This is a genomic window from Kitasatospora sp. UYEF31, assembly GCF_057291755.1.
Genome location: NZ_JBXAWK010000029.1, coordinates 49,866 through 74,511, shown reverse-complemented (window position 1 = coordinate 74,511; position 24,646 = coordinate 49,866). Strand labels below are relative to the sequence as shown.

Below are 24,646 nucleotides of genomic sequence, written 5' to 3'. Positions count from 1 at the left end.
GCGGCGTCACGCGACGGCCCGTCCCCGAACGGCTGGGGACATTACGGGCAACCTACCGGTTCAGTCAGTAATCAGACCCCACTGACGAATCGAGGCTGAACCCGTTCAACAATGAGTCGGCGGCCGGCTCGGTCATCGCCTCGGACGGCGCCTGAACAACACCTTGCGTGGCCTGGAGGGCCTGCCGGTGCGGGTGACTGCCGCCGGCTGAGGGGCGAATAGAAATGTCGTACGGGTCGCCTCCCTCGCGGGAGGCGACCCGTACGACATTTTCAGGTCTTGACCTGTTCAGCCGTGTTCAGTTCAGAACGCGCTCTCCGGCAGCTCCATGAGGGAGTTGTCCGTCTGCTCGGCCATCAGCACGAGCGGCGTGATGAGCGGCAGGATCTCCGCGGAGAAGTGCTTCGCCGCGGCGATCTTGCCCTGGTAGAAGGGCTTGTCCTTCTCGGAGGGCTTGCCGGCCAGCTTCTCGACGGCGACTGCGGCCTGGCGCTGCAGCAGCCACGCGACGACCAGGTCGCCGACGGCGAGCAGCAGACGGGTGGTGTTCTGACCCACCTTGTAGATGTTCGTGATCTCAGCCTCGGAGGACATCAGCTGGTTGATCATCGTGCCGACGATCGCCTGGACGTCTTCGGCGGCCTTGGCGAGCAGCTGCTTGTCGGCTGCGAGCGTCTCGCCGCCGGCCGGGGAGGCGATGAACGCCTGGATCTCGCCCGCTACGTGGGTCAGCGCCTGCGCCTGGTCCCGGACGATCTTCCGGAAGAAGAAGTCCTGGCCCTGGATCGCGGTGGTGCCCTCGTACAGGGTGTCGATCTTGGCGTCCCGGATGTACTGCTCGATCGGGTACTCCTGCAGGAACCCGGAACCACCGAACGTCTGCAGCGACTGGGCGAGCTGCTCGTACGACTTCTCCGAGCCGTAGCCCTTCACGACCGGCAGGAGCAGGTCGTTGACCCGCTCGGCCAGGTCGTCGCGGTCACCGGCCAGCTCGGCGGCGGTGATGCGGTCCTGCCACGAGGAGGTGTACATGACCAGGGCGCGCATGCCCTCCACGTACGCCTTCTGCGTCATGAGCGAGCGACGCACGTCGGGGTGGTGCGTGATGCTGACGCGCGGGGCCTTCTTGTCCGTCATCTGCGCCAGGTCGGCGCCCTGCACGCGCTCCTTGGCGTAGTCCAGCGCGTTCAGGTAGCCGGTGGACAGCGTGGCGATGGCCTTGGTGCCGACCATCATCCGGGCGTACTCGATGATCTTGAACATCTGGGCGATGCCCTCGTGCGCCTCGCCGACCAGCCAGCCCTGCGCCGGGATGCCGTTCTCGCCGAAGGTGAGCTCGCAGGTCGTGGAGGCCTTCAGGCCCATCTTGTGCTCGACGTTGGTGACGAAGGCGCCGTTGCGCTCGCCCAGCTCGCCGGTCTCCCAGTCGAAGTGGATCTTCGGCACGATGAAGAGTGACAGGCCCTTGGTGCCCGGACCGTGGCCCTCGGGGCGGGCGAGCACCAGGTGGATGATGTTCTCGGACATGTCGTGCTCGGCGGAGGTGATGAACCGCTTCACGCCGGAGATGTGCCACGTGCCGTCGTCCTGCTTGACGGCCTTCGTACGGCCCGCACCCACGTCGGAGCCGGCGTCCGGCTCGGTGAGCACCATGGTGGCGCCCCACAGGCCCTCGACCATGCGCTCGGCGACCTTGTGCTGTTCCTCGGTGCCGAGGGCGTGCACGACGTGCGCGAAGTCGGGACCGCAGGAGTACATCCACACGGCGGGGTTCGCGCCCAGGATCAGCTCGGCGACGGCCCAGCGCAGTGAGCGCGGGCACGTGGTGCCGCCGAGGCCCTCGGGGAGGCCCAGGCTCCAGAAGCCGGAGTCCATGTAGGCCTGGTAGGACTTCTTGAACGAGTCGGGCATCGCCACCGAGTGCGTCTCGGGGTCGAAGACCGGCGGGTTCCGGTCCGCGTCCGCGAACGACTCGGCAAGCTCGTTCACCGCAAGGCGCTCGACCTCCGCGAGGATGGTCTTCGCCGTGTCGGCGTCGTACTCGGCGAACGGTGCGGTGCCGTACACCTCACCGCGGCCGAACACCTCGAAGAGGTTGAACTCGAGGTCGCGGAGGTTCGACTTGTAGTGACCCATGGGATGCTCCGCCTGTCCGTGTGTGAAGACTTGTTTCTGAAGATGCTGTACTAGTCGGTAACAAAAGCATCCTACCCATCGGTAACTTTTGCAATGCGTAGTGGGTCGTCTGCGATCAGAACCCAGCTCGAAACGAGTCGATCTGTACGAGTTTGTTCTTTAATTGATCACTCGCAGCGCTCCGCCGCACCTCGTACCCATCGGTAGTAAGGGTGTGTGCGCCGAACGGGTGGCCTGGAGGTACTAACCTCTTGTTCTGTGTACAGCTACACGACGGACGAGGCCCAGGTGCGCACCGAGGTGCCAGCGCTGAGCGACGCGGTGCGCGCGTTCGCCACCGGCATGATGAGCGGCGAGGACTTCCAGGCGATCTTCATCGCCTCGACGGTCTACTGCCCGCGCGGCGACCGCCCGGGTTTCCTCGCGCTGCACAACACCCCCGAACCGGTCATCCCGATGTTCTCCTCGCTCGAAGAGCTGAAGGAGTACGCGGGCAAGGAGTCGAAGCACTTCACCGTCACCGGCGCGGAGGTCCTCGACCTCCTGCCCAACGGCTACGGCTTTGTGCTCGACCTCGACGGCGAGCACCGCGTCATGTTCGACGCCAAAGCCGTGGAGCAGATGGTCACTTTCACGATGCGGCGGATGTACGGCTGACCGGACAGGCCCGGGTCGCGATCTGGGCACTACCCGGGTACTACCTGGGTGCGGAGCCCCGCCGCGGTTGTGTATTCTTACTCATGCCGGAGAGGTTCACTCCGAACCGGCGAGCAAGGCTTCGTGGCGCAGTTGGTTAGCGCGCCGCCCTGTCACGGCGGAGGTCGCGGGTTCGAGTCCCGTCGAGGTCGCAGGACACAGAGGGGCCCGAGTGGGGAAATCCACTCGGGCCCCTCTGTCGTTTCCTGAGGTGTGCCGCGGATGTGCGGGCCGGTCCGTCAGGCCGGCCGGTGGCCGTGGTTGGCCCTGTGCTTACGGCGGCTCTTGCGCTTGCGGGTCTTCCTGGACATGGCGGTCCTCCCCGGGTTTTCAGTGGAGCGTCCGACAGTGTGCCGACGTGTGGTTCGTGTACTCGGCGGTCAGTGACTCCGGCGCGGCCGGGGCAGCAGCAGGGCGAGCATGGTCTCGCTCTCCACCGGCTGGGTCCGCTGGCCCGTTGCTTCCTTGATGTCCTTGGCGTCCTGGGTGGCCGGTTCCGCCTCGTCCTCTGACGCCGGGGCGTCCCAGGACGCTGCTTCCCACAGACTGGCGTCGAACAGCATGGCGTCGCGCATCGCAGTCTCCCCTGCCTCGTACGGGTTTGAGTTCGTACTGTCCCTCAGTGCCTCGTCGGCGACACTACGTTGCCTGTGTTTCCGGTGCGTGTCTATGTGGTTGCCCAAAGTGGCGAGGAACTGCTGTTCGAGAGCGAGAGGTTACGGCTGACGCCGAGGGTTAAGCCGCACGAGTGACCACTCATCTGGTTGATCGTTAATCCCACCGAGTGGGCCAAGTGACTGTGGCGTAACCCGCGTCGCACATTTTGTCGATCTTGGCCGAAGGAGGTGATTTTGCGTGACGAGCAGTCAGATGCTGGAGATCTTCCGGTACCGCGACGGGAGTGGCATCCGGACGGTGGTGATCGACGGAGCTGTGTGGTTCTGCGCCTCGGACGTGTGTGCGGTGCTCAGTATCAGCAACGTGAGTGATTCCATCGGCAAGGTGACCAGGCCTTATGAGCGGAAGCAGGTGAATACTCTCGCCTTTGGCGATGGTATTCGGTCCCGCCGGGGGAACCCGAACATGCTCTTCGTGAGCGAGTCCGGGCTCTACAAATTGATCATGCGGAGCAATAAGGCTGAGGCCGAGGCGTTCCAGGACTGGGTCACTCAAGAGGTACTTCCTGCGATCCGGCAGACCGGCAGCTACGAGGTCGAGCGCCCGGATCGGATGGGCGACCTGTTGTCGCAGGTCTCTTCCTCGCTGCAGGATCTCGTTGCGAGCAACGACCGTCTCGCGAAGGTCATCGAGCTCAATTCGATGGCGGTGGCCCGGCTGACGGTCAACATGCCGGAGGATGCAAAGGCCGCCGTGCCGCCTCGGGCGGCCAAGGCGCTGGGCTGGGGCAAGCACCCCCGGAAGCTCACCCCCGGATCGGTAGCCGAGGCGCGCTGTCAGGTCCGGGCGGGAGCGTCGATCAGCGAGATGGCTCAGGAGCACTGCGTGTCCTACAGCGCGATGTACACGGCGGTGCGGGGAATGACCTTCTCCCACGTCACGGAGCCGCCGGTGCTGGGGCGTCGCCGTCTGTGAATACTCGGGACTTTGGCTCGAGTCCCGTCGGGGTCGCAGCACACGGAAGGCCCGAGTGGAGAAATCCACTCGGGCCCTTCTGTCGTTTCCGCGGGTGCACTGTAGGTGTGCCGCGGGGCTGTCCCTCAGTGCCTCGTCGGCGACACTACGTTGCCCGTGTTGCCGGTGCGTGTCTATGTGGTTGCCCAAAGTGGCGGGGAAGTGACGTCCAAGGGTGGGAGGTTACGGCTGACGCCGGGGGTTAAGCCGCACGAGTGGCCTGTCATCTGGTTGATCGTTAATCCCACTGAGTGGGCCAAGTGGCTGTGGCGTAACCCGCGTCGCACACCTTGTCGATCTTGGTTCAGGGAGGTAATTTTGCGTGACGAGCAGTCAGATGCTGGAGATCTTCCGGTACCGCGACGGGAGCGGCATCCGGACGGTGGTGATCGACGGGGTGGTGTGGTTTTGCGCCTCAGATGTGTGTGTGGTGTTGGGGCACAGCAATTCCCGGATGGCGGTCGCCGGGCTCGAAGCGGACGAAAAGAAGAGGCTTGATGTCCGTCTCTTCGCAGGTCAGGGGGGTTCCGTAAGCAATGCTTACGGAACCCCCCTCGGTGGAAACCCGTACATGACGTTCGTCAGCGAGCCGGGTCTGTATGACCTGATCATGCGCAGTCGGCGTCCCGGGGCAAAGGCGTTCAGCCGCTGGGTTCGGCACGAGGTTCTTCCCGCCATCTGGACGACCGGTCGCTACGAAGTCGACCGCCCGGATCGGATGGGCGACCTGTTGTCGCAGGTCTCTTCCTCGCTGCGCGATCTCGTTGCGAGCAACGACCGTCTCGCGAAGGTCATCGGGCTCAATTCGATGGCGGTGGCCCGGCTGACGGCCAACATGCCGGAGGACACCAAAGTCGGCACTTCGGCTCGGACGGCAAAGACCCTGGCTCGGGGCAGTTGTCCCCAGCAACTCTCCGTCGAATCAGTGGCCGAGGCGCGTCGTCAGGTCCGGGCAGGGGTGTCGATCGACGAGCCGCCGGTGCCGGGGCGGCCCCGGCGGTGACCACTCTCACCGATGGCGAGAGTGGTTGGCTGTCCTGAGGAGGGTTCCGTAACAAATGGTCACGGAACCCTCCTCAAGGCCTGTGGATAACTCATTTCTATGCAGCTCAGAGCACTTCTCCCGAAAGTTCCGGGAGTATTGCCCAAAAAACTCTCGCTGTGCGGGGTCCGCATCCGATGCGTACCCCGCGCGGCTCTCAGCCCTACCTCGCAGCCCGCCCGTGCCGCAGCAACTCCCCGCTGTGCACCCCGGTCTCCCTGTCGTCCTCGATCGTTACCTGGCCGTTGACGAGCACGTGCCGGTAGCCCTTGGCCTCAATGACCGTGCGCAGTTGCCCGGCCGGCAGGTCATGGCGGAACTCCGAATCCCCGTAAGCCAGTTCGTCGTAGTCGTAGACGATGATGTCGGCCGCGGCACCCTCGCGGAGGATGCCCCGGTCAGTGAATCCGGCTGCGTGTGCGGGCAGCGCCGACAGTCTCCAGTGGGCCTGCTCCAGCGTCGTCCAGCCGTGTTTCCGCACGTACCCGACGATGTACTCCGTGCCGTACATCCCCGCGCTCAGCGTCTTGAGATGCGCGCCGCCGTCGGACAGGCCGGGGATCAGGTACTCGTAGTCGACGAGTTCCTTTTGTACAGCCCGCCGCTGCGGGTGTTGGCGATGACCGCGTTCCAGATCAGCGGACGCCCGGCGTCCATCGCCTCTTCGAGGAGCCGCGCCAGTGCGGCGTTCTCCCCATCCGTCGGCTTGACTCCGGCCTTCGCGCGCTCACGCATGTCCGGAGCCAGGCCCTGTCTATTGAGTGCGCCTTACAGGAACATCCCCGTGTCGAGGACGACATCGAATGGTGCGGGGACCTTCAGGGGCTCTCCGAAGATGGCGACAGTCGAAGTGCGGTACGTACCAGTTGCGGAGTCCGGAGCGGAGTACAACACGGCCTTGCCCGCAGTGCGATCGACCAACAGGTAGAACGGCACATTGCCGCGGGCGTAGATCTCGTACTTGTCGCCGGACTCCACATCGAGTTTCCGGGTGGAAGGCGAGGTGATCTCGACAACGAGAACGGCGGCTTCACCAGGAAGCGGAATGATGTCCTGGCGGGCGCTGTCGCGGGGTAGCAGGGTGATGTCGGGACGGGGTTCACTGGCGGATTCAGGGAAGGCGAAACTGGTGTCCAGGACGGGAAACAGCTTGTCTGTCTTGAGCGCCGCGGCCAATTCGAAGCCGAAGAAGTTGTGCATGCCCGTCCCGGATGGCGACACGATCAGATTCCCCTTGACCAGCTCGGCGCGAATGCCCTCCGGCAGGCAGTCGTACAGCGCTCTGGGAGTCCTGGTGTGTGGCTCGGCGGCAGTCATAACACTCATCGTGCACTCCTTTCGGCCCAGTCGGCGACAGCATCGCCGATGTCCGCCAACTTCACCCGTACACCGTAATCAGGACATCCCGCTGCACTCCAGCTGTCCCACTGGGTTTCACTCGAACGAGTTGGTTACTCCGTGGTTAAGATTCCGCGGCCGAGACTCTGCGGAAAACTCTGCGGTGAAAACTCCACGGTCGAACCGCCGCGCAAAAAGCTTTCGGACACGGAAAGGCCCAACCACCTCGCCGATGGTTGGGCCCGATCGCGGTTCGGGTAGGTCGAACCCTCATACGACCTACCGGGTGTCGAAGTCGAACCCTCATACGACTTCGATCCGCGGTCCGTTCCCCCGTTGACACCTCAGGGCAGAGTGTGTTGGGGGACGCTTTAGTTGTCCGAAGGGGCCGGAGCCCCGCCGGGTGTCACACGCCGCGCAGTCGCGCGGCCTCGCGGGCCAGGTCCTCGACCCGCTTCCAGTCGCCGGCGGCGATCGCGTCGGCCGGCAGCATCCACGAGCCGCCCACGCACGCCACGTTCGGCAGTGCGAGGTAGCCGGGAGCCTTGGCCGGGGTGATCCCGCCGGTCGGGCAGAACCGCACGTCGGGCACCGGGGACGCCAGCGACTTCAGGAACGCCGCACCACCCACCGCCTCCGCCGGGAAGAACTTCATCTCGCGCGCTCCGCGGTCACGCCAACGCATGACCTCGGAGACCGTCGACGTGCCCGGGAGGAACGGAACCCCGCTGTCCTCCAGTGCGTCGTACAACGCGTCGGTGCACCCCGGGGTCACGAGGAACTTCGCACCCGCCGCGACCGAAGCCTTGACCTGATCGACCGTCAGCAGCGTTCCGGCGCCGACCAGGGCCTCCGGGACCTCGGCGGCGATCCGCTCGATTGCCGCCAGGGCGACCGGCGTGCGCAGGACGACCTCGACGGCCGGCAGGCCGCCGGCGACCAGCGCCCGGGCCAGCGGAACGGCCGTCTCCAGGTCGTTGATGACAACAACGGGGATGACCGGTGCGAGGTCGAGCGGCGATACCGGGGAAGTCATGCGGACACCTCTTCAGTGCGGTGCGTCGAGAAGGAGCGTTCGGCTCCAGTCAAGCCACCGGGGGTTTCCGCCGGGAGGCCGGGAACTGTCTCCCGGGCAGACACAGCGCGTACAGCGTCTTGCGCGTGGGACGCCAGCCAGGCGGAGGCACCGATGAGCGCGGGGTACTCCGCCACGACAAGCGCGGTGGAGATACGGCTCAGGTAGGCACCCATGGTCGGGTTGGTCTCGAAGCGGGACCGGAACTCACTCTTGACCAGGAGTTCGTGGATCCGCGGCAGGACGCCACCGGCCAGGAACACACCACCGCGTGCGCCAAGCGTCAAGGCGACGGTACTCGCGAATGTGCCGAGCAGGCGGCAGAACGTGTCGATGGTGGCGACGCACAGGGCGTCACTGCCGTCGAGCGCCCGCGAGGTGATGTCCGCGGGGGACAGCGGCTCGGCCGTGACTCCCTGGACCTCGGCCTCGGCGCGGTAGAGCCGGACGAGTCCGGGGCCCGACAACACGTGCTCGACGGTGACCGTGCCCAGGCCGCCGCGCTCGTTGTGCAGCGCTTCGATGACCGCGGCGTCGGTGCTGTGCGCGGGGCGCAGCACGGCGTGCCCGCCTTCGCCCGGCAGTGGGATGAACCCGCCCCGGCCGTCGGGGACGAGACCGGCCACGCCGAGTCCGGTGCCGGGACCCAGCACGGTCATCGGCAGGGCCGGGTTGGGACGGCGCTCACCGATGAGCAGCAGGTCCTCGTCCGCGAGGTGCGGGAGGGACATGGCCAGTGCGGCGAAGTCGTTGATCAGGTGCAGTTCGGGGATGCCGAGCTTGGTGCGCTGCTCGGCGATCGAGAGCACCCAGTTGCCGTTGGTCAGCCGGAACCGGTCACCGGTGATCGGTCCCGCCACCGCGGCGCAGACCGCGCCCGGGCGCGCGTCCGTACCGCAGAGTTTGAGGTATTCCTCGACGGCCGAGGCCAGGTCGGGGTGGTCGGCGCCGTGCAGGACGAGGATCTTCTCGGCCCGGCCGCCGGGCTCGGTCACCAGACCGAAACGGGCGTTGGTGCCACCGATATCGGCGACAAGCCAGGGTGCGTCGGCAGAGGGGGCGTGGATCGTCATGCCACTACCTCATCATCTTCGGCGAACCGGTCTGACTGGTCCCCCTCGATGAAGTGGCCGTCCGCGCTGGAACCCGCGTGGTCGAGCGGGCTGCCGACCGACGAGGCGCCGAGGTATGCGGGGCCGACGCCGGCGCGCAGGGCCGCGAACAGCTCGCGGCCCGTACCGACCCATTCGGACTCGGCCGGTGCGGCACCGGTGGACGGGCGCTCGCCCAGGTTCTCCACAGCGACGGTGAGCGTGCCGGTGACCGCGTCGACGGTGATGATGTCGCCGTCGAGGATGCGGCCGATGTTGCCGCCGGCCGCCGCTTCCGGTGTGCAGTGGATCGCCGCGGGGATCTTCCCGGAGGCGCCGGACAACCGGCCGTCGGTCACCAGCGCGATGTGGTGGCCGCGGTCCTGGAGCACTGCCAGCGCCGGGATGAGCTTGTGCAGTTCGGGCATGCCGTTGGCGCGCGGGCCCTGGTAGCGCAGGACCGCCACGAAGTCGCGGTCCAGCTTGCCGGCCTCGAACGCCTCGGTGAACGCGGCCTGGCTGTCGAAGACGACGGCGGGGGCGGTGACCGTGTGGTGCTCCGGCTTGACCGCGGAGACCTTGATGACCGCGCGGCCCAGGTCGCCGGACAGCATCCGCAGTCCGCCGTCCACGTCGAACGGCTTGTCGTACGGGCGGAGCACGTCGAGGTCGAGCGACTCGGTGGGGCCGTCGCGCCACTCCAGCGTGCCGTCTTCCAGAAGGAAGGGCTCCTGGCGGTAGCGGTCCAGACCGTCACCGACGACCGTACGGACGTCCTCGTGCAGCAGTCCGCCGTCGAGCAGCGTGCCGATGAGGAAGGCCGTGCCGCCGGCCGCGTGGAAGTGGTTGATGTCCGCTGCGCCGTTGGGGTACATCCGGGTGAGCAGCGGCACCGCCGTGGACAACTCGGCGAAGTCGTCCCAGGTGAGCTGGACGCCCGCTGCGGCGGCCATGGCCACCAAGTGCAGGGTGTGGTTGGTCGAGCCGCCGGTGGCGAGCAGTGCGACGACGGAGTTGACCAGGGCCTTCTCGTCGACGACCTCGGCCATCGGGATGTAGTCCCGGACGAGAGTCTTCGGGTCGCCGAGCGCGGTGGTCGCGGCGACGCGGGCGCCTGCGGCGTCGGTCAGCGCTTTGCGCAGCGGCTGGTCCGGGTGCACGAAGCTGGCGCCGGGCAGGTGCAGGCCGAGCACTTCCATGACCAGTTGGTTGGTATTGGCGGTTCCGTAGAACGTGCAGGTCCCGGCCCCGTGGTAGGCGCTGGCCTCGGCTTCGAGCAGTTCCTCGCGGGTGGCCTTGCCCTCGGCGAAGCGCTGGCGGATCCGCGCCTTCGCCTTGTTGGGCAGACCGGAGGACATCGGGCCGGCCGGTACGAAGATCGTCGGCAGGAAGCCGAAGGACAGCGCGCCGATGACCAGGCCGGGCACGATCTTGTCGCACACGCCGAGCATCAGGGCGCCGTCGAACATGTCGTGGGACAGCGCCACCGCGGTGGCCATGGAGACCACGTCGCGGCTGAAGAGGGAGAGCTCCATGCCCGCGCGGCCCTGGGTGATGCCGTCGCACATGGCGGGCACCCCGCCGGCGAACTGGGCGATACCGCCGACCGCGGCGACCGCGGCCTTCAGCTGCTCGGGGTAGTCCCGCAGCGGCTGGTGCGCGGAGAGCATGTCGTTGTAAGCGGAGACGATCGCGAGGTTCGGCTTCGACGGGCCCTGGAGTCCGGAGCCGCGCAGGCTCAGCTTCTCCTCGGGTGAGCAGGCGGCGAAGCCGTGGGCGAAGTTGGCGCAGCCGAGCTGCGTGCGCTGCGGGCGGTCGGACGCCGCGGCGCGCATGCGCTCCAGGTATGCAGCCCGGGTGGCGGCGCTGCGGCGCGCGATGCGCTCCGTCACCGTGGCCACCGTCGGGTGGATCGTCTTCTTGCTCACCTGTTCGCTGCCCCTGTAGGCCCGTGAGTGCGGTCGCGGCCGGTGTGCGGCTGCGGCTGTACTGCGTACTGGTCGTTCCTTGTGCCGGTGCCGTCGGACGACTGGTGTCGTCGATGACGCCGGGTGCAAACCATGACAAGAGGCTACGTACTACGACAGATCATGGCGATCTGCGACGTCTTGTCGCAGTGCCCGAGGAGCGCGGTCGAACTACTCGTTGAGGCTTCGAGGATCAAACTAGGTGCACTTTTGCATGTTTGGCAAGCAAAAGAAATGTGCTCTGGTGACGAAGTGGTCGACTTAGAGCTTTGACCGGGGGAAAAGGGTCCTGCTTCACTGGGGCGTATGGCCCGACGCGCGAACCCCCTGCCGCACAGCAGTGCAGGCGATGTCCTGCAGCTAGTCCGGGATGGCGCGGCTGCCACCCGGGCCGATGTGGGCAGGCTCACCGGCCTGTCCCGCTCCGCGGTGGCCGCCAGGGTGGATGAACTTGTCGCGGCGGGTCTGATCGCCGAACGCGCGGACGGCGTGTCCACCGGCGGGCGTCCGCCGATCCGCCTTGAACTCAACCCGGACGGCGGCCTGGTCCTGGCCGCGTCCCTGGGCAGCAGCCGCGGTCAACTCGCGGTGTGCGACCTGACCGGCAGGGTGCTGGCCCGGCGGGAGACCGAGATGGCCGCCGCCCGCGGCTCCGAAGCCGTGCTCAGCCGACTGCCCGACTGGTTCGACTCCCTCCTCGCCGACAACGGACGCACCTTCGACGAGGTGCGCGGCATCGGGGTCGCGGTGCCCGGTGCGGTCGAGCAGTCCAGCGGGCGCGCGGTCGGCACGCCCATGCTGCCGGGCTGGGAGGGCATACCGATCGGTCCCGCGCTCGAGGAACGGTTCGGCGTCCCGGTCTATGTGGACAACGATGTGAACGTCGCCGCACTGGGCGAGTACCGCCGCCGTGGAGACACCGGCGACCTGGTCTTCGTGAAGATCTCGACCGGAATCGGCGCGGGCATCGTCTCGGAGGGGCGGGTGTTCCGGGGCGCGCTCGGCGCGGCCGGCGAGATCGGTCACATCCCCGTCGACGGTGACGGCCGCCGGTGCTGGTGCGGCAGCGTGGACTGCCTGGAAGTCATGGCCAGCGGGCGGCACTTGATCGAGACACTGGCCGCCCACGGCGCAGTCCTGCCGGACGGCCGTACGGTCTCCACCGTGCGTGACGTCGTCGCCCTCGCGGGTGCCGGACACCCCGAGGCCGTACGCCTGGTGCGCGAGTCGGGCCGGCTGCTCGGCGGCGTGCTGGCCGGAGTGGTCAACATCCTCAACCCGGCCGTCGTCGTCCTCGGCGGCGACCTGGCCGACGCCGGTGACCAGCTCCTGGCCGGGGTGCGCGAGATGATCTACCGCCGGTCGACCGCGGTGGCTACCCGCGAACTGCAGATCGTGCCCAGCGCGGGCGGCGAGGAAGCCGGTCTGGTCGGCTGTGCGGTGATGGCGCTGGACAGGGTCCTGGCGCCGGATTCGGTGGACGTGATGTTGGCCCGCCGGGCGGCGGAGCAGGCCGCGCCGGTTCTTGCCTGATCCGCCTGCCCGAGCTGACGGTCCCGGCACGCCTGACCGAGAACACCGTTTCGCGTACGGATTTCTCCCTGCCCAGATGTTCCTCTTGCGGAAAGTTCAACAATCAACTAACTTGAGGCGTGAAGCACCCCGAGGCTGGCTTACAGGGCCCGCCGGGACTTGATTTTTAGGAGAAGTCATGCCTGCCATCACGGTCGAGAACCCCCTGGCTCTCCCACACGTCCCGGTGCCCACCCTGGACGCCCGCCCGCGCCCGGTGGTGCAGCACACCACCGCGCCCAGCGGTTTTGAGGGGGAGGGCTTCCCGGTCCGCCGGGCCTTCGCCGGAGTGCCCAGCAGTCGCCTCGACCCGTTCATCATGATGGATCAGATGGGCGAAGTTGAGTACGCGCCGGGAGAGCCCAAGGGCACCCCGTGGCACCCGCACCGCGGCTTCGAGACGGTCACGTACCTGCTCGACGGCACCTTCATCCACCAGGACTCGGCCGGTGGCGGCGGGGTCATCAGCGACGGCGACACCCAGTGGATGACCGCTGGCTCAGGGCTGCTGCACATCGAGGCGCCGCCGGAGTCGCTCGTCCGCAGCGGCGGTCTGTTCCACGGCCTCCAGCTGTGGGTCAACCTGCCGCGCGCGATGAAGATGTCCGACCCGCGCTACCAGGACATCCGCGGCGGTGACATCAAGCTGCTCGCCTCCGAGGACGGCGGCGCGCTCGTCCGGCTGATCGCCGGTGACCTGGGCGACATCCAGGGACCTGGGTCCACGCACACTCCGATGGCGATGATCCACGCCTCGGTCAGCCCGGGTGCGCGCCTTGTCCTGCCGTGGCGCACCGACTACAACGCGCTGGTCTACGTGATGTCGGGCCGCGGCACTGTCGGCGCCGAACAGCGTCCGATCGAAGCCAGCCAGCTCGCGGTCCTCGGCACCGGAGACACCGTGGAGGTACGGGCGGCTGACAACCAGGACAGCCGTACGCCCAAACTCGAAGTCGTCATCCTCGGCGGCCTGCCGATCCGTGAACCCGTCGTCCAGTACGGCCCGTTCGTGATGAACACCAGGTCCGAGATCGTCCAGGCCGTGGACGACTTCCAGGCCGGCCGCATGGGTCACATTCCGGCCGGTCACAACTGACCTCCGGAAGCCGTTAACGGCCGCTGATCAGGCCGGTCGCGCCGGACTTGTCCGGCGCGACCGGCCTGATCGTGTGGCCCGCCGGTGCTGTTGGGAGCCGGGCGGCCAATGAGGTGGGCGGCCCGGTCCTGAACTAGCCCTCCGCAGCAGCGCGCACACCCCTTGACGCTGCCGGAACGGGTGTTCACACTTAACAAGCTCAACTGGTCTTTCCTGTCGACTTGTCAGACGCCCTACACAGCCACTCCGGAGCGCCCATGCCTGACCCATGGCGCAAGAGGATGCAGGTGGGCATCGTTGGTGCCCGAACCCGTTCGGCGAACTGGGTTGCGATCCGGGTCGTCCATTCCGACCTGCTCACTTCCCTGCTGCTGTGCGTGGCGGTGGCGGTGACGCTCTTCCTGTACTTCCGCGACCCCGGATCGCGGGCGCAGTGGCTCGGCCTGGTGGTCGCCGTGCCCTGGCTGCTGTCGCTGTACCGGCACCGCATGGTCTGCGTGCCCTGTCCACGACGTGCCCGCGGTGGCGGCCGGTGAGTGGCTACGTGCCACCGCAGACACCGTCGGCCAGGTCGCTTCGGCTGAGTGATCTGAAGCAGGCGCTGGGGCGGAATCCTGACACTCCGCCAGATAAGCCGCACCGCCGGGCGTCCACTCGAACAGCGGGGCGGACAGCCACTCCTGAGTCCGTCGAGCCCGGCACCGCGGTCAGGCCCGGCAAACCTGTTGTCCGTAAGTCTGAACCGGTCGTGGAGCCCGCGGCGTTCCGGGCGAGGCCTGTTGTCGCACCCGTGCGCCGGGTGCCGACGCCGCCACCGGTGCAGCCCCGGCCGCGGCGGCATGTGCTCGAACGAAATGTCGAACCGGTTCGTAGCTCAACTCCCGTACAAAAGAAGGCCCCGAGCGGACCACCCGCCGCGAGTCGCGCCCGGGCCGCGCCCGACAAGGGGCGCGCGCCGACGCACGAGTCATCCGTACGACCTCGCCTTATCGCCCGCCGAATGCCCACGGGTCGACCCGTCGACGAACAACCGGCCGACGAACGACCAGTCAAGGGACGTCGCGATCCGGCCGATCACCAGGAGCCAGCCAAAGCCCGGCTGCGTGACCGGCTGCGCCGGACTGCGGCCACCGACGGGCCCGAAACCCCGCAGACGCGCCGGGAAACGGCCCGCGCGCGCCGGACGGAACGTCAGGAACGAACCACCACAAGGCGTGACAACGAGTGGTCGAGACGTGGCAGAGAGCGGCCGGATCCCATCGCTTCCGCGTGGCGCTCCTCGTACAACGGGCTCGACCTCGCCATGCTGTTCCCTGCCGTGTTCATCGGACTCTTCGGATCCCGCGTATTCGTCGCGTGTTCACAGGAGGCGGGCGGGCCGGCGGCACTGAGCCTGTGGTTGATGATCGGGTTCTGGGTCGTGCTGGTGACCCTGCGCTGGCCCGGACTGCGGATGCTCCGTTGGGCCTGGCTACTCGCGGGAGTGATCGCCGCGGCCACGGTCCCCGGCGGAACCTTCTGAAGGGGATCGGTGTGCGCGACGGGGACGGCTGGTTTTTCCACTGTCAGGTCACGACCCGCGCGACGATGGGATGACAGGGGTAGGCAACGTCGCAGCACCGGAGGGGAATTATGGACATGCCACTGGCCGCCGTGCCTGGGACGACGCACACAGGGACAACCACGCCGATGGAACCGCTCGCCGCAGGGTCGACTGACAGCGGCGGCGCCACGATCGGCATCCCCATCCTGATCCTGCTCATCCTCTTCTATCTCGTCTCGCACAAGGGCTACAAGGTCGGTGGCATCATCCTGGCCTTCGTCGCCGGAGTCATGCTTTCGGGCACCGGCCTGGCGACGTCGGTGACCGATGTCGTGGACCAGTTGCTCTCCGCGGGCGTGAACGCGATCGAGGGCCTCTTCAACTGAGCTGCGGTTTCCGGCTGGTCGGCCCGAACGGCCGACCAGCGGGACCGCCGGACCCCGTGGGGCGTCAGCCGTTCAGGTGCGACGCCTGCACCGCGCGGGTGCCCGGTCGTTCCAGGTACATCTCGTCCGGTTCGACGAAGCCGAACTGCTTGTACAGGCCGTGCGCGTCGCTGGTGTGCAGCGCCCACCGGAAGTCGGCCCCGGCTTCGAGCATGAAGCGGACGATTTCCTTGCCGAGCCCGTGGCCGCGGGTCTCGGGCAGGACGTAGACGTCGGCGAGGTACGCGAACGCGACCCCGTCCGAGATCGCCCGTGCGAAGCCGACCATGCGCCCGGTGTCGTACACGCCGACCAGCCGCCAGGCACTGTCCAACTGCTTGTCCAGGTCCCCGCGGGAACGCCAGGTCCCCCAGTAGACCTCCGTCGACAGGAACGCCCAGGCGGCGTCCCGGTCGATCCGGGCCGGGTCGTCGTCGAGTTCGTACGTACCTTCGTAATTGATCTGCATGGATCCTGAAGCTATCCGTCGCGGTATGACGTTGGGGAGCCGACTATGGAGAGATGTCTGAAGCTGTGACACCTCCTGCCCCGACGGCCGACAGTCTGGGGGCCGATGCTCCGGTGGCGGCGGTCACGCGGCCGTTCATCGGCTCCGTGCCGCCCGACGCGCTGCACGTCATGTCGCTGAACCTGCGCGGCCCCGAGGATGATCCTCCGCACGCCTGGGACGACCGGCGGCCCGTTGTCCTCAACCTGCTCGACCGGGAACGCCCACACCTCATCGGCACTCAGGAGGGTCGTTTCCGGCACATCCACGACCTGGCCGAGGCGTTGCGTGACCGCTACGACTGGATCGGCCTGGGCCGCAACGGCGGCGGCAAGGGCGAATACACCGCGATCTACTACGACCGGACGCGACTACGGCCAATCGCGTACGACCACCTTTGGCTGTCCACGATCCCCAAACTCATCGGGTCGCGGAGCTGGGGCAACTGGCACCACCCGCGGATGCTCACCTGGGCGGCCTTCGACGATGTGGCCACCGGCGGTCAGTTCGCCCTGGTCAACACTCACCTCGACCACCGTTCGGCGTTCGCCCGCCGCCGCAGCGCCAGCCTGATCCGCCGGCTGGTCGGCCGCCGGCCGCGCATCGGCGAGATGGCGCGCAACCACTGGCCGACCTTGCTCACCGGAGACTTCAACGACACCGCCGGACCAGCGGACGCGTACCGGATCCTGACCCGGCGAGGACTGTTCCGCGACACCTGGAACACCGCTGCGGAACACCTCTCCGACGAGGTCGGCACGTTCCACGGCTACCGCGACAGCGGGCTGGGGAACCGCATCGACTGGATCCTGGCGACCCGGCGGTGGGAGACGCTCAGGACCGGCGTGAACACGTTCACCGGCCCGGGCGGTGTCCAGCCCTCCGACCACTGGCCGGTCCAGGCGGTGGTCCGGCTGGGGCACTGACGCACGACTGGGTCCGGACGCTTCCACGGGGACGATGTCAGTGGGTTCTGACACGGTGAAAACCGCTGAAGTCAGGCAATCATGATCAATAAGCCCTCGGACATCGACAGTCCTGTGATGCGCGAAGAGGAACCAGCATGAATGCGACCGCCATGAGAAAACCCGTACCCGACCTCGCGATTGAAACCTCAGGCCTGGTCAAGGAGTTCGGCGACAACCGTGCCTTGGACGGCGTCGACCTGATGGTCCCCACGGGGACGGTGTACGGAGTTCTCGGGCCCAACGGAGCCGGCAAGACCACGGCCGTCAAAATCCTCGCCACACTGCTGCGGCCCGACGGCGGCGAGGCCCGGGTGTTCGGGCACGACGTCCTGCACGAGGCCGACGCGGTCCGCAGCCGGGTGAGCCTGACCGGGCAGTACGCATCGGTCGACGAGGACCTCACCGGTCTGGAGAACCTGATCCTGCTGGCCCGGCTGCTCGGCCACCGCAAACCGGCCGCGCGGGAACGCTCCGGGCAGTTGCTCGAAGCCTTCGGGTTGTCCGCGGCCGCCGACCGTCAGGTCAAGAAGTACTCCGGCGGAATGCGGCGGCGCATCGACATCGCGGCCAGCATCCTCAATACCCCCGACCTGCTGTTCCTGGACGAGCCGACGACCGGGCTCGACCCGCGCAGCCGCAACCAGGTGTGGGACATCGTGCGGGCCGTGGTGGCGCAGGGCACCACGGTCCTGCTGACCACGCAGTACCTCGACGAGGCCGACCAACTGGCCTCCCGGATCGCGGTCATCGACAAGGGCAAGGTCATCGCGGAGGGCACCAAGGGCGAGCTCAAGGCATCCGTCGGCGCGGGCTCGGTGCACCTGCGGCTGCGCGACGCCGGTCAGCGGCCCGAGGCGGAGCGGCTCCTTGCCGGGGTGCTCGGCGTGCCGATCCAGTTGGAGCCCGACCCGGTGGTGCTGACCGCCCGGGTCAACGCGGGGGAGGACGGAACCGACGCCGCCGAGAAGGCTTCGTACGCCCTGGCCGAACTGTCCCGTGCGGGCATCACCGTCGACAACTTCTCACTCGGGCAGCCGAGCCTGGACGAGGTCTTCCTCGCGCTGACCGGCGCGCCCACTGATGAGCACAATCCCGCCCTGCACACGACCGTCGACGTCACCAAGGAGGAAGCCGCATGAGCACCACAACGGCCCCCGCGACCCAGTCCGACGACGATCTCGCACCGGTCACCGTGGACAGCCTGGCCGCCCTCCTTATCGCCAGGGAACGCCCGCCCCGGCCCAGTGCCTGGTCCACATCGTTGACCTTCGGCTGGCGGGCCATGCTGAAGGTCAAGCACGTCCCCGAACAGCTCTTCGACGTAACCGCGTTCCCGATCATGATGGTGCTGATGTACACGTACCTCTTCGGAGGCGCGCTCGCCGGATCCACCCAGGAGTACATCCAGTTCCTGCTGCCCGGCATCCTCGTCATGAGCATCGTGATGACCACGATGTACACCGGTGTCGCAGTCAACAACGACATCGAGAAGGGCGTCTTCGACCGCTTCCGAACGCTGCCGATCTGGCGGCCCTCGGCGATGGTCGGCTACTTGCTCGGCGATCTGTTCCGCTACGCGACGGCCTCGGCGGTGATGCTGATCGTCGGAATGATCATCGGCTTCCGCCCGCACGGCGGCATCGTCGGTGTGCTCGCCGGGATCGCCCTCCTCCTGGTCTTCTCGTTCTCGTTCTCCTGGGTCTGGACGATGTTCGGGCTGCTGCTGCGCTCCGAGAAGTCGGTGATGGGCGTCAGCATGATGGTGCTGTTCCCGCTGACCTTCCTCAGCAACATCTTCGTCGACCCGAAGACCATGCCCGGCTGGCTCCAGGTGTTCGTCAACAACAGCCCGGTCACCCACGTGTCCTCCGCGGTGCGCGGCCTGATGGCAGGCGACTGGCCCGGCACGGAAATCGTCTGGGCACTGGGCTGGGCCGGGCTGTTCATCGTGGTCTTCGGCACGCTGACGATGCGGCTCTACAACCGGAAGTAGGGGCGGACCGATCCGTCGGTCCCGGCGGCAGGTGCCGCCGGGACGGTACATCTCAGGTCCGGACCACCGCGTCGATGCGCGCCAGCCCCCGTGCGTCGCGGCGGGCGAAGCCGCGGGAGATCCGCAGCGGATCGTACGTATCGTCGGGGTCCTTCAGGAGCGTCCGGTCACCGAGGACCGCGCCCGCGTAGACCTCGGGCAGCAGCGGGCGGTCCAGGATGTGCCCGGCGGCGGCGATGCCGCCGATGGCGGTCCCGGCGATGCCCGACTGATAGCGCGTGCTCTGACCCACGACGTACAAACCGCCGACGCTGGTGCGGACGTCCGGACGCCGGGCCAGTCCGCCCCAGTCGGCGAATCCGTACGGAGTGCCGTAACTGCTGCCGGTGTACCGCTGGTTGGTGAGCCCGGTCGCGGTCTCCAGGTGGGTGATGTCCGCCCGGAACGGCCCGATGAGCCGCTCCGCCGCAGCCACGAGCGATTCGGACAGCCGCTCCTTCCCAGCGCGGTAGCCCGTGTCGCGCCGGTACCCCTGGTCAACCACGTGGTCGGTGGGTGGAGTCAGGGTCATCACCTGGAAGTTGCTGTGTCCGGGCGGGCAGACATTGTGGCTGTCCGGATCCTTCAGGGAGGCGAAAGACAGGAAGGCGAAAGGGAGTTCATCCGGTTCGGTCATGGCCTGGGCGTAGCACTGCTCAATGTCGTCGTGACCCCACCACCACAGGTTGGCGTTGGGCAGGTCCAGCGGTCGGTCGAGGGCGATGTAGGCCACCGACAGGGCCGAACGCCCGGTCGCCGCCTCGGTCCTGGCGACCAGCTTGGCCGGGAACCCCGCCCCGGCGCACAGGTCCAAAACCGTATGCCGGTAGTCGGCGTTGGACACCACGATCGGCGCGTGCGCCACCGCACCGTCAGTCAGCAGGACGCCCTGGACCTTCCGGTCTTCGCCGATCAGGATCCGTTCGACCGTGCGGCGGGTGTGGACGGTGCCGTCGTGCGCTTCGATCACCTCGATCAGCGTGGCGGGCAGCATCTGCCCACCGCCCACGGGGTAGTAGGCGCCGCGCAGGTAGTGGTCCATCAGCATCGCGTGCGTGCTGGTCGTGGTCGTGGACGGCGGACTGCCGTAGTTGCCGGACTGCGCCGCAAGGAGGGTCTGTGCGCGGGCCGACAGACCACAGTCGGCGAACAGTGCCCCCAGGGTCCCCGTGCCGCGGCGCAGCAACTTCGCGATGGCCGCGCCCGCTTCGTCACGGGTGGTGAAGTCGGCCGACCCGGTGAGCAGCCGGCCGCGCAGGGAATCGGCGACGGCCCGCAGGACACCGACGCAGTCCGTGAGACGCACCGCCTCATCCGGGAGCGCCGCAGTGAGCCGGGCCAGGTAACGGTCCCAGCCGGTGGGCACGTCCATAGTCAGCCCGGGTAAGAGGATCCGGTCGAAGCCGTCGGCGGCCATGGGCCGGAAGACGATGCGGCCGGCCGCGCCGAGACCGGAGAGGACCGCCGGGATAATGCCGTCAGGACCGCAGTCCCCGAGGTAGTGCACGCCGACGTCGAACTCGTACTTGCGGCGTCTGCGGAACACTGTGCTGTTTCCGCCCACGACGTCGTGCTGTTCGACCAGGAGCACCTTGCGTCCGGCGACCACCAGGTACGCGGCGCAGACAAGTCCGCCGATGCCGCCACCCACGATCACAGCGTCATAGCGGGCCGACCGGGACGGGTCGGATTGAGATGCCAACGGGTACCTCCAACGGGCCGCCTGGGCTGTGGGCGGCCTGGTCGGAGATCAGGGGCGCACCCAGGTCGGCGGACTTTCTCGGGCGTGCCGGAACGGCGCAGCGCCGCTGCGGCTGATTCCGGCCTTGGACGCCGGATCGTTAACCTGGCGCGCATTACCGCAAACCCCGGAAACCGAGGCCGTTTTTGTCATGACGCTGCCTGGGATGAGGACTGGTACGGCGGGACCTCTCAGGGCAGTCCTGCACCCCGGGCGCGTTCCTCGACACCGGCTGGACGGACAGGGCGCGGACTTCGCCGAGCCGGCACCCCTGTTGTGTACGCGGAACGACATGGTTCGTTAAACCGAACGATGGGAGACTATGCGTCAGCGGTCACGATGAGGTGGTGTCCTGCGACGGTGTCCGGGCCGAGCGCCGTGGCGGCGGGCGGCAGTCCGGAATCAGTCAGGTGCAACCGCTGCTCCTGGCGGCAGTGCAGCAGCAGCACCGACCGCACGGCGCCGTCGAGGGCCGTGTAGGAGTGCGGGAGCGCCGCGTCGAAACCCACGTAGTCGCCGGGTCCCAACTCCACCGTGTGCCCGTCCACCCGCACGCCGAGCCTGCCGGCCTGGACCACGGTGTGCTCGCTGCCGGTGTGACCGAGTGACTCCTGCGTGCATCCTGCCCGTACCTGCTGGTCGTAGATCTCGAACACGGAGTCACCTGACTCGATCCGCCGCAGCGGACGCAGGTCGACGCCCTTGCCGCTGAGGACCTCGACGTCGGCGGCGCGGACCACGGTCACCCTGCCGGACGGCCGCGCGTCCACCAGGTCGGAGATCGCGACCTCCAGGACGCGCGAGAGGCTGAACACCGTCTCGATGGTGGGGTTGCCGGTGCCCGACTCCAACTGCGACAGCGTGGCCTTTCCGATCTTTGACCGGCGGGACAGCTCGGAGAGCGACAGCCCCCGTCGGGTCCTCACCTGCTTCAGATTGGCGGCCAACACTTCGCGGATTGAATCTTCCACAGCGCTCACGGTTTCTCTTTCCTCCCGACGGTGTTCGGTATATCGTACGGATGATGCCGGTGGACGAGAACATCTGTCGATCGCTCCGCCCAACGAGGGGAGCGAGGGAGCCGCAGCCCGACCGGACAGCTGACCTAGCTGAACGCGTCGACAGCCGGCTCGCCGACAGGGAGCCCGGTGGGGAGCGGCTGGCCTTTCTGGCGCGGCGATACGGCCCACGGGCCGGGGTCCGCCCGCGCTCGTCCGCCGCTGCCAGTGCTGGCCGACAGAAGGCAGCCTGGACCGATTCGATTCAGGAGACGGTTGTGACCGAGCGGACATCTCAGAGCCAGGAGCCCGAAGCCCCCGGGGGCGAGCGCAAGACGCGGAAGAACGGTCTGATCCACGGAGTGAGCGACGAACTCGCCGCGAACATGACGCAGGGCTGGGCCGACACCGAGCGGCGCGGTCTGGAGCCCATCCCGCAGGCCGCGCACACCGCGCGCCGCCGGGCCGAGCTCTCCGCCCGCTTCCCCGGTGAGCTGCTGGTGGTCCCCTCCGGCAGCCCGAAGGTCCGCTCCAACGACACGGACTATCCCTTCCGTCCCTCCTCCGACTTCGTCTACCTGACGGGAGATCAGTCCCAGGACGCCGTACTTATATTGGAGTCGGGGGCGGACGGCAAGCACGAGGCGATCGCGTACCTGCTGCCCCGGTCCGACCGCGAGAACGGCGAGTTCTGGAACGACTACCACGGTGAGCTCTGGGACGGTCGGCGCAACAGCCTCACCGAGAACGAGCAGTTCCTCGGCCTGCCCTGCCGTGATGTCCGCACGCTGATCGAGAGGCTCGGCGAGGTGTCGGGCCCGGTCCGCCTGCTGCGCGGCCACGACGCGGGGGTCGAGGCCGCCGTACGCGGCACGGTGACCGCCGAGCGCGACGAGGAGTTCCGTGTCTTCCTCTCCGAAATGCGCCTGATCAAGGACGAGTTCGAGATCGACGACCTGCGTTTCGCGTGCGATGCGACCGCCCGCGGCTTCGAGGACGTCGTCCGCATCCTCGGCACGGACAAGCCGACTCCCGAGCGTTCCATCGAGGGCACGTTCTTCATGCGCGCGCGGATCGAGGGCAACGACGTCGGCTACACCACGGTCTGCGCGGCGGGACCGCACGCCACGACCCTGCACTGGGTCCGCAACGACGGCGAGGCCCGTCCCGGGGACCTGCTGCTGCTCGACGCCGGCGTGGAGACGAACAACCTCTACACCGCCGATGTCACCCGCACCGTGCCGGTCAGTGGCCGCTACACCCCGGTCCAGCGCAAGGTATACGACGCGGTGTTCGCGGCGCAGGAAGCCGGAATCGCCGCGGTCAAGCCCGGTGCCGGGTACCGGGACTTCCATCACGCGGCCCAGCGGGCCCTCGCCGAGCACCTGGGCTCCTGGGGCCTGTTCGGCGACCGGTCGGTGGACGAGGCCTATGAACTCGGTCTGCACCGCCGCTGGACCCTGGCCGGCACCGGCCACATGATCGGCCTGGACGTCCACGACTGCGCCGTGGCCCGCACCGAGATGTACGTCGACGGCACGCTGGAACCCGGCATGGTGCTCACCGTCGAGCCGGGGATGTACTTCCAGAGCGACGATCTGACCGTGCCCGAGGAGTTCCGCGGCATCGGCGTCAGGATTGAGGACGACATCCTGGTCACCGTCGACGGCAACGAGAACCTCTCGGCCACCCTGCCCCGGACGGCCGACGAGGTGGAGTCCTGGATGTCCCGGCTGCGGGGCTGACGACGCCGACCGAATCGAACTCCCGCTGGTCCACCCGGACTTCGCAGCCGCGACCGATGGCGGACAGTCGGGGTCCGGCGCTTGATCCCACCGGGACACAAAGGGAGGCGCTTCCCCCTTCGGCAGGGGGAAGCGCCTCCTGGTCCATCCTGGTATCCGGCCGGAACCGACCGCGTCCGCATCGCCGACTGGTCAGTCGACCGGGCCCTGCCGGAACCCTGAGGCGCGGTCAGGGACAGTCAGTACCGTTTGCGCCGTCTGCGCCGGCCACGCCGTTGGCGAGGCCGGCCGCGCCGTCACCTCCCGCACCGCCCTGGCAGTTGAGGCCGCCGTTACCCCCACGTCCGCCATGGCCGCCCGGACCGTATCCGGGGCTGGCGCCACCGGCACCACCGAACCCGCCCGCGCCGCCGTGACTGCCGGAGAACAGAGCGGAACCGCCCGCACCGCCGTGGCCGCCGTTGGCAGTGGTGCCCGCGCCACCGTAGCCGCCCGCGCCGCCGACACCGCCGAGGTAGCTCGCGCCGCCCGCGCCGCCGTAGCCGCCGACACCGGCGCTACCGCCCGCGCCACCGTAGCCGCCCGCGCCGCCGACGCTGCCGGCGGACAAAGCGACACCGCCCTTGCCGCCGTTGCCACCGTTGACTGTGTTGCCCGCGCCGCCGTACCCACCGGCGCCGCCGAGGCCGCCGACGGCATTCCCGCCGTTGCCGCCGTTCCCGCCGTTGCCGGGGCTGCCGGTGAGACCTCCGGCACCACCGGCACCACCGGTGCCGCCGAAGGTGCCGCTACCGGGACTGCCATTGCTGCCGTTGGCCGCGGTAGCCATGCTGGGGGCGCCGACGAGACCGACTACGGCGAGCGCGGCGACCAGAAGGGTCCGAGGCAGCGCGGTGCTGTTCAGGAAACGCATGGTGGGGCCTTTCGCGTCGTGTGCCGGAGATGTACTCCGGGTTCGGCAGTGGGCCGCCTACAACCGGCTGCCTTGGGCGCGGCGGTCCGGATCCGGCAACCACCCCGACCGGGACCCACTCGTCACAC

The 24,646-nt window shown here is 68.0% G+C and carries 25 protein-coding genes and 1 tRNA gene; 13 read left to right on the top strand and 13 right to left on the bottom strand.

The features are described from left to right. Positions 1-303: 303 nt before the first annotated feature. Positions 304-2,136 (bottom strand): acyl-CoA dehydrogenase, encoded by a 1,833-nt coding sequence (locus AC0Z36_RS16540; RefSeq protein WP_485463650.1) that lies wholly within the window; start codon positions 2,134-2,136, stop codon positions 304-306. Positions 2,137-2,394: 258 nt separating this feature from the next. Here AC0Z36_RS16540 and AC0Z36_RS16535 point away from each other — a divergent pair, with 258 nt between their 5' ends. Continuing rightward, entirely contained in the window at positions 2,395-2,793 is a 399-nt protein-coding gene (locus tag AC0Z36_RS16535; RefSeq protein WP_485463649.1) for an SseB family protein, read from the top strand. Between the two features lie 117 nt (positions 2,794-2,910). Next, positions 2,911-2,984, top strand: a tRNA-Asp gene (locus AC0Z36_RS16530). Between the two features lie 87 nt (positions 2,985-3,071). Here AC0Z36_RS16530 and AC0Z36_RS16525 read toward each other — a convergent pair. After that, a complete protein-coding gene (locus tag AC0Z36_RS16525) occupies positions 3,072-3,143 on the bottom strand; it encodes a hypothetical protein (protein WP_485463655.1) in 72 nt (23 codons plus the stop codon). 69 nt (positions 3,144-3,212) lie between these two features. Beyond that, complete coding sequence (locus tag AC0Z36_RS16520) at positions 3,213-3,407, bottom strand: hypothetical protein (protein ID WP_485463648.1); 195 nt, start codon at positions 3,405-3,407, stop codon at positions 3,213-3,215. 280 nt (positions 3,408-3,687) lie between these two features. On the opposite strand from AC0Z36_RS16520, the gene AC0Z36_RS16515 reads away from it, so the two are divergent. Then, positions 3,688-4,425 (top strand): BRO-N domain-containing protein, encoded by a 738-nt coding sequence (locus AC0Z36_RS16515; protein ID WP_485463647.1) that lies wholly within the window; start codon positions 3,688-3,690, stop codon positions 4,423-4,425. A gap of 361 nt (positions 4,426-4,786) precedes the next feature. Continuing rightward, positions 4,787-5,467 (top strand): BRO-N domain-containing protein, encoded by a 681-nt coding sequence (locus AC0Z36_RS16510; RefSeq protein ID WP_485463646.1) that lies wholly within the window; start codon positions 4,787-4,789, stop codon positions 5,465-5,467. Positions 5,468-5,669: 202 nt separating this feature from the next. Here the strand turns inward: AC0Z36_RS16510 and AC0Z36_RS16505 are convergent, their stop codons facing one another. The 6 genes from AC0Z36_RS16505 to edd all read right to left on the bottom strand — a co-directional run bounded on the left by AC0Z36_RS16505 (position 5,670) and on the right by edd (position 10,938). Beyond that, entirely contained in the window at positions 5,670-6,017 is a 348-nt protein-coding gene (locus AC0Z36_RS16505; protein ID WP_485463645.1) for an amidohydrolase family protein, read from the bottom strand. A gap of 50 nt (positions 6,018-6,067) precedes the next feature. After that, positions 6,068-6,241 carry a hypothetical protein gene (locus tag AC0Z36_RS16500; protein WP_485463644.1) on the bottom strand — a complete coding sequence of 58 codons (174 nt, stop codon included), beginning with the start codon at positions 6,239-6,241 and terminating at the stop codon, positions 6,068-6,070. Positions 6,242-6,274: 33 nt separating this feature from the next. After that, positions 6,275-6,832: a Uma2 family endonuclease gene (locus AC0Z36_RS16495; protein WP_485463643.1), complete on the bottom strand. Its 558-nt coding sequence runs from the start codon at positions 6,830-6,832 to the stop codon at positions 6,275-6,277. Positions 6,833-7,250: 418 nt separating this feature from the next. Continuing rightward, entirely contained in the window at positions 7,251-7,880 is a 630-nt protein-coding gene (locus AC0Z36_RS16490) for a bifunctional 4-hydroxy-2-oxoglutarate aldolase/2-dehydro-3-deoxy-phosphogluconate aldolase (protein WP_485463642.1), read from the bottom strand. Next, positions 7,877-8,992, bottom strand: coding sequence for a glucokinase (gene glk / locus AC0Z36_RS16485; RefSeq protein ID WP_485463641.1), 1,116 nt, complete (start codon positions 8,990-8,992; stop codon positions 7,877-7,879). Before glk ends, AC0Z36_RS16490 begins: the two co-directional genes overlap by 4 nt. Continuing rightward, positions 8,989-10,938: a phosphogluconate dehydratase gene (edd, locus tag AC0Z36_RS16480; RefSeq protein WP_485463640.1), complete on the bottom strand. Its 1,950-nt coding sequence runs from the start codon at positions 10,936-10,938 to the stop codon at positions 8,989-8,991. The genes glk and edd overlap by 4 nt, the downstream gene beginning before the upstream one ends. Before the next feature lie 345 nt (positions 10,939-11,283). Between edd and AC0Z36_RS16475 the strand changes: the two genes are divergently transcribed. The 5 genes from AC0Z36_RS16475 (at position 11,284) to AC0Z36_RS16455 (ending at position 15,574) form a co-directional block, all read left to right on the top strand. Beyond that, on the top strand, positions 11,284-12,510 hold the full coding sequence (locus AC0Z36_RS16475; RefSeq protein WP_485463639.1) for an ROK family transcriptional regulator: 1,227 nt from the start codon (positions 11,284-11,286) through the stop codon (positions 12,508-12,510). Positions 12,511-12,688: 178 nt separating this feature from the next. Beyond that, positions 12,689-13,645 carry a pirin family protein gene (locus AC0Z36_RS16470; protein ID WP_485463638.1) on the top strand — a complete coding sequence of 319 codons (957 nt, stop codon included), beginning with the start codon at positions 12,689-12,691 and terminating at the stop codon, positions 13,643-13,645. Between the two features lie 257 nt (positions 13,646-13,902). Continuing rightward, positions 13,903-14,181, top strand: coding sequence for a hypothetical protein (locus tag AC0Z36_RS16465; RefSeq protein ID WP_485463637.1), 279 nt, complete (start codon positions 13,903-13,905; stop codon positions 14,179-14,181). A gap of 464 nt (positions 14,182-14,645) precedes the next feature. Then, the gene (locus AC0Z36_RS16460) at positions 14,646-15,167 is read left to right on the top strand and encodes a hypothetical protein (RefSeq protein WP_485463636.1); all 522 of its coding nucleotides are present in this window, start codon (positions 14,646-14,648) and stop codon (positions 15,165-15,167) included. A 110-nt stretch (positions 15,168-15,277) separates the two neighbouring features. Then, positions 15,278-15,574 (top strand): hypothetical protein, encoded by a 297-nt coding sequence (locus AC0Z36_RS16455; protein WP_485463635.1) that lies wholly within the window; start codon positions 15,278-15,280, stop codon positions 15,572-15,574. A 64-nt stretch (positions 15,575-15,638) separates the two neighbouring features. On the opposite strand, the gene AC0Z36_RS16450 is transcribed toward AC0Z36_RS16455, so the two are convergent. Next, the gene (locus tag AC0Z36_RS16450; protein ID WP_485463634.1) at positions 15,639-16,082 is read right to left on the bottom strand and encodes a GNAT family N-acetyltransferase; all 444 of its coding nucleotides are present in this window, start codon (positions 16,080-16,082) and stop codon (positions 15,639-15,641) included. Positions 16,083-16,135: 53 nt separating this feature from the next. Here AC0Z36_RS16450 and AC0Z36_RS16445 point away from each other — a divergent pair, with 53 nt between their 5' ends. The 3 genes from AC0Z36_RS16445 to AC0Z36_RS16435 all read left to right on the top strand — a co-directional run bounded on the left by AC0Z36_RS16445 (position 16,136) and on the right by AC0Z36_RS16435 (position 19,082). Then, entirely contained in the window at positions 16,136-17,047 is a 912-nt protein-coding gene (locus AC0Z36_RS16445; RefSeq protein WP_485463633.1) for an endonuclease/exonuclease/phosphatase family protein, read from the top strand. A 152-nt stretch (positions 17,048-17,199) separates the two neighbouring features. Then, a complete protein-coding gene (locus AC0Z36_RS16440; protein WP_485463654.1) occupies positions 17,200-18,228 on the top strand; it encodes an ATP-binding cassette domain-containing protein in 1,029 nt (342 codons plus the stop codon). Beyond that, positions 18,225-19,082 carry an ABC transporter permease gene (locus AC0Z36_RS16435; RefSeq protein WP_485463632.1) on the top strand — a complete coding sequence of 286 codons (858 nt, stop codon included), beginning with the start codon at positions 18,225-18,227 and terminating at the stop codon, positions 19,080-19,082. The genes AC0Z36_RS16440 and AC0Z36_RS16435 overlap by 4 nt, the downstream gene beginning before the upstream one ends. Before the next feature lie 52 nt (positions 19,083-19,134). On the opposite strand, the gene AC0Z36_RS16430 is transcribed toward AC0Z36_RS16435, so the two are convergent. Together AC0Z36_RS16430 and AC0Z36_RS16425 are read right to left on the bottom strand one after the other, a co-directional pair. Then, positions 19,135-20,823: a phytoene desaturase family protein gene (locus AC0Z36_RS16430; protein WP_485463631.1), complete on the bottom strand. Its 1,689-nt coding sequence runs from the start codon at positions 20,821-20,823 to the stop codon at positions 19,135-19,137. 359 nt (positions 20,824-21,182) lie between these two features. Beyond that, on the bottom strand, positions 21,183-21,812 hold the full coding sequence (locus AC0Z36_RS16425; protein ID WP_485463653.1) for a helix-turn-helix domain-containing protein: 630 nt from the start codon (positions 21,810-21,812) through the stop codon (positions 21,183-21,185). A gap of 326 nt (positions 21,813-22,138) precedes the next feature. Here AC0Z36_RS16425 and AC0Z36_RS16420 point away from each other — a divergent pair, with 326 nt between their 5' ends. After that, positions 22,139-23,605 carry an aminopeptidase P family protein gene (locus AC0Z36_RS16420; protein WP_485463630.1) on the top strand — a complete coding sequence of 489 codons (1,467 nt, stop codon included), beginning with the start codon at positions 22,139-22,141 and terminating at the stop codon, positions 23,603-23,605. Positions 23,606-23,834: 229 nt separating this feature from the next. On the opposite strand, the gene AC0Z36_RS16415 is transcribed toward AC0Z36_RS16420, so the two are convergent. Next, positions 23,835-24,518, bottom strand: a complete 684-nt coding sequence (locus AC0Z36_RS16415) for a hypothetical protein (protein WP_485463629.1) — start codon at positions 24,516-24,518, stop codon at positions 23,835-23,837. Between the last annotated feature and the right edge of the window lie 128 nt (positions 24,519-24,646).